The sequence below is a fragment of the Stenotrophomonas sp. P5_A9 genome, assembly GCF_056400525.1.
In genome coordinates this window covers 2,501-6,232 of sequence record NZ_JBFULC010000111.1, presented here as the reverse complement: position 1 = coordinate 6,232, position 3,732 = coordinate 2,501, and the positions used below count along the sequence as shown (strand labels likewise).

Here is a 3,732-nt window from a genome sequence, read left to right as displayed (position 1 = left end):
GCATGAGCAGCGGGGTTTTTGGGTATAAACCCTGGCGATGACCTACTCTCGCATGGCTTGAGCCACACTACCATCGGCGCAGCTGCGTTTCACTTCCGAGTTCGGGATGGGATCGGGTGGTTCCACAGCGCTAATTTCACCAGGGAGACGGTTGGAGCAGCGCATTGCGCCGGCTCGGCATGGGTCTCTTCCGAGAAACAAGCACCTTCGAAAACCGGGTGCCTGCAAAAAAAGAAAAACCCCGCTGCATGAGCAGCGGGGTTTTTGGGTATAAACCCTGGCGATGACCTACTCTCGCATGGCTTGAGCCACACTACCATCGGCGCAGCTGCGTTTCACTTCCGAGTTCGGGATGGGATCGGGTGGTTCCACAGCGCTAATTTCACCAGGGAGGCTTTTGGAGTGTCGCCGCAGGTCGTGTCTTTGCAGGGAGCGGGCACGGRTGTGCCGGCTTTACAAAGAGACGCGCCTGAGCGCCTGCCTCTCGTTTGGTCTTGTGACGTAGCGTGCACTTGGGATCTATCGACATGTCATGTCGGCCAAGGCAACTTGAGGTTATATGGTCAAGCCACACGGATCATTAGTATCAGTTAGCTCAATACATTGCTGTACTTACACACCTGACCTATCAACCACATAGTCTATATGGTTCCTTCAGGGGGCTTGTGCCCCGGGAGATCTCATCTTGAGGCGCGCTTCCCGCTTAGATGCTTTCAGCGGTTATCGCTTCCGAACATAGCTACCCGGCAATGCCACTGGCGTGACAACCGGAACACCAGAGGTTCGTCCACTCCGGTCCTCTCGTACTAGGAGCAGCCCCTCTCAAATCTCCAACGCCCATGGCAGATAGGGACCGAACTGTCTCACGACGTTCTGAACCCAGCTCGCGTACCACTTTAAATGGCGAACAGCCATACCCTTGGGACCGACTACAGCCCCAGGATGTGATGAGCCGACATCGAGGTGCCAAACACCGCCGTCGATATGAACTCTTGGGCGGTATCAGCCTGTTATCCCCGGAGTACCTTTTATCCGTTGAGCGATGGCCCTTCCATACAGAACCACCGGATCACTAAGTCCTAGTTTCCTACCTGCTTGATCCGTCGATCTTGCAGTCAAGCACGCTTATGCCTTTGCACACAGTGCGCGATGTCCGACCGCGCTGAGCGTACCTTCGAGCTCCTCCGTTACTCTTTAGGAGGAGACCGCCCCAGTCAAACTACCCACCATACACGGTCCCCGATCCAGATTATGGACCTAGGTTAGAACGTCAAGCACGACAGGGTGGTATTTCAAGGATGGCTCCACTGCAGCTAGCGCCACAGTTTCATAGCCTCCCACCTATCCTACACAGACGAACTCAACGTTCAGTGTAAAGCTATAGTAAAGGTTCACGGGGTCTTTCCGTCTTGCCACGGGAACGCTGCATCTTCACAGCGATTTCAATTTCACTGAGTCTCGGGTGGAGACAGCGCCGCTGTCGTTACGCCATTCGTGCAGGTCGGAACTTACCCGACAAGGAATTTCGCTACCTTAGGACCGTTATAGTTACGGCCGCCGTTTACTGGGGCTTCGATCAAGAGCTTCGCCTTGCGGCTGACCCCATCAATTAACCTTCCAGCACCGGGCAGGCGTCACACCCTATACGTCCACTTTCGTGTTTGCAGAGTGCTGTGTTTTTGATAAACAGTCGCAGCGGCCTGGTTTCTGCGGCCCTCTTCAGCTATAGCTCGCATGAGCCACCAAAAAGGGCGCACCTTCTCCCGAAGTTACGGTGCCATGTTGCCTAGTTCCTTCACCCGAGTTCTCTCAAGCGCCTGAGAATTCTCATCCTACCCACCTGTGTCGGTTTACGGTACGGTCTGCGTAAGCTGAAGCTTAGGAGCTTTTCCTGGAAGCGTGGTATCAGTGACTTCGCCTTAAAGGCTCGTCTCGGTGCTCGGTCTTGAAGAATCCCGGATTTGCCAAAGATTCAAACCTACCTCCTTTCCCCCGGACAACCAACGCCGGGTACACCTAACCTTCTCCGTCCCTCCATCGCACTTACGCGAGGTGCAGGAATATTAACCTGCTTCCCATCGACTACGACTTTCGTCCTCGCCTTAGGGGCCGACTCACCCTGCGCCGATTAACGTTGCGCAAGGAAACCTTGGGCTTTCGGCGTGCGGGTTTTTCACCCGCATTATCGTTACTCATGTCAGCATTCGCACTTCCGATACCTCCAGCAGACTTCTCAATCCACCTTCAACGGCTTACGGAACGCTCCTCTACCGCGTACATATAAATATGCACACCCCAAGCTTCGGTTCACTGCTTAGCCCCGTTAAATCTTCCCCGCAGACCGACTCGACCAGTGAGCTATTACGCTTTCTTTAAAGGGTGGCTGCTTCTAAGCCAACCTCCTGGCTGTCTGTGCCTTTCCACATGGTTTTCCACTTAGCAGTGAATTTGGGACCTTAGCTGTGGGTCTGGGTTGTTTCCCTTTTCACGACGGACGTTAGCACCCGCCGTGTGTCTCCCATACAGTCCGTCTCGGTATTCGGAGTTTGCAATGGTTTGGTAAGTCGCGATGACCCCCTAGCCATAACAGTGCTCTACCCCCGAGAGGATACATATGAGGCGCTACCTAAATAGCTTTCGAGGAGAACCAGCTATCTCCGGGTTCGATTAGCTTTTCACTCCTAATCACAGCTCATCCCCGTCTTTTGCAACAGACGTGGGTTCGGGCCTCCAGTACCTGTTACGGCACCTTCACCCTGGCCATGACTAGATCACCCGGTTTCGGGTCTACTGCCCGCGACTATGCGCCCTTATCAGACTCGGTTTCCCTTCGCCTCCCCTATACGGTTAAGCTTGCCACGAACAGTAAGTCGCTGACCCATTATACAAAAGGTACGCAGTCACCCCTTGCGAGGCTCCTACTGCTTGTACGCACACGGTTTCAGGATCTATTTCACTCCCCTCTCCGGGGTTCTTTTCGCCTTTCCCTCACGGTACTGGTTCACTATCGGTCGGTCAGTAGTATTTAGCCTTGGAGGATGGTCCCCCCATGTTCAGACAGGGTTTCACGTGCCCCGCCCTACTCGTCTTCACTGGAGTGGCCCTTTTAAATACAGGGCTATCACCTTCTATGGCCAGCCGTTCCAGGCTGTTTTTCTAGAACCATTCCAGCTTAAGGGCTAGTCCCCGTTCGCTCGTCGCTACTCAGGGAATCTCGGTTGATTTCTTTTCCTCTGGTTACTTAGATATTTCAGTTCACCAGGTTCGCTTCCAGCAGCTATGTATTCACTGCAGGATACCCGCAAGCGGGTGGGTTTCCCCATTCGGACATTACCGGATCAAAGCTTGTTGCCAGCTCCCCGATACTTTTCGCAGGCTGCCACGTCCTTCATCGCCTCTGACCGCCAAGGCATCCACCGTGTGCGCTTATTCGCTTGACCATATAACCTCAAGTTGCCTTGGGTTACATATATGACCTGGGGGTACAAAACCCAGATACGAAATATAACGACTCAATTAATAAGAAGACATTTAAGTCTTCCGCCTTAGCCTCACGACACGTCAAGATAGAATCTCAAACGCTCGCTACGTCACAAGTTTTAAAAGAACACGTACCGGCCACAATGCCGATGCGTAATAAATTCTTTGTATGCGCTAGTCATTCAGAGTGGTGGGTCTGGGTAGACTCGAACTACCGACCTCACCCTTATCAGGGGTGCGCTCTAACCACCT

General features: G+C 53.4%; 1 tRNA gene and 3 rRNA genes (1 of these 4 running past the window's edge). All 4 read right to left on the bottom strand.

The window, feature by feature from the left end:
* Positions 1-29: 29 nt before the first annotated feature.
* Positions 30-144: ribosomal RNA gene (gene rrf / locus AC1DR7_RS19820) — 5S ribosomal RNA — on the bottom strand.
* Between the two features lie 131 nt (positions 145-275).
* A 5S ribosomal RNA gene (gene rrf, locus AC1DR7_RS19815) occupies positions 276-390 on the bottom strand.
* Between the two features lie 169 nt (positions 391-559).
* Positions 560-3,440, bottom strand: a 23S ribosomal RNA gene (locus AC1DR7_RS19810).
* Positions 3,441-3,668: 228 nt separating this feature from the next.
* A tRNA-Ile gene (locus AC1DR7_RS19805) sits at positions 3,669-3,732 on the bottom strand (it continues 13 nt past the right edge of the window).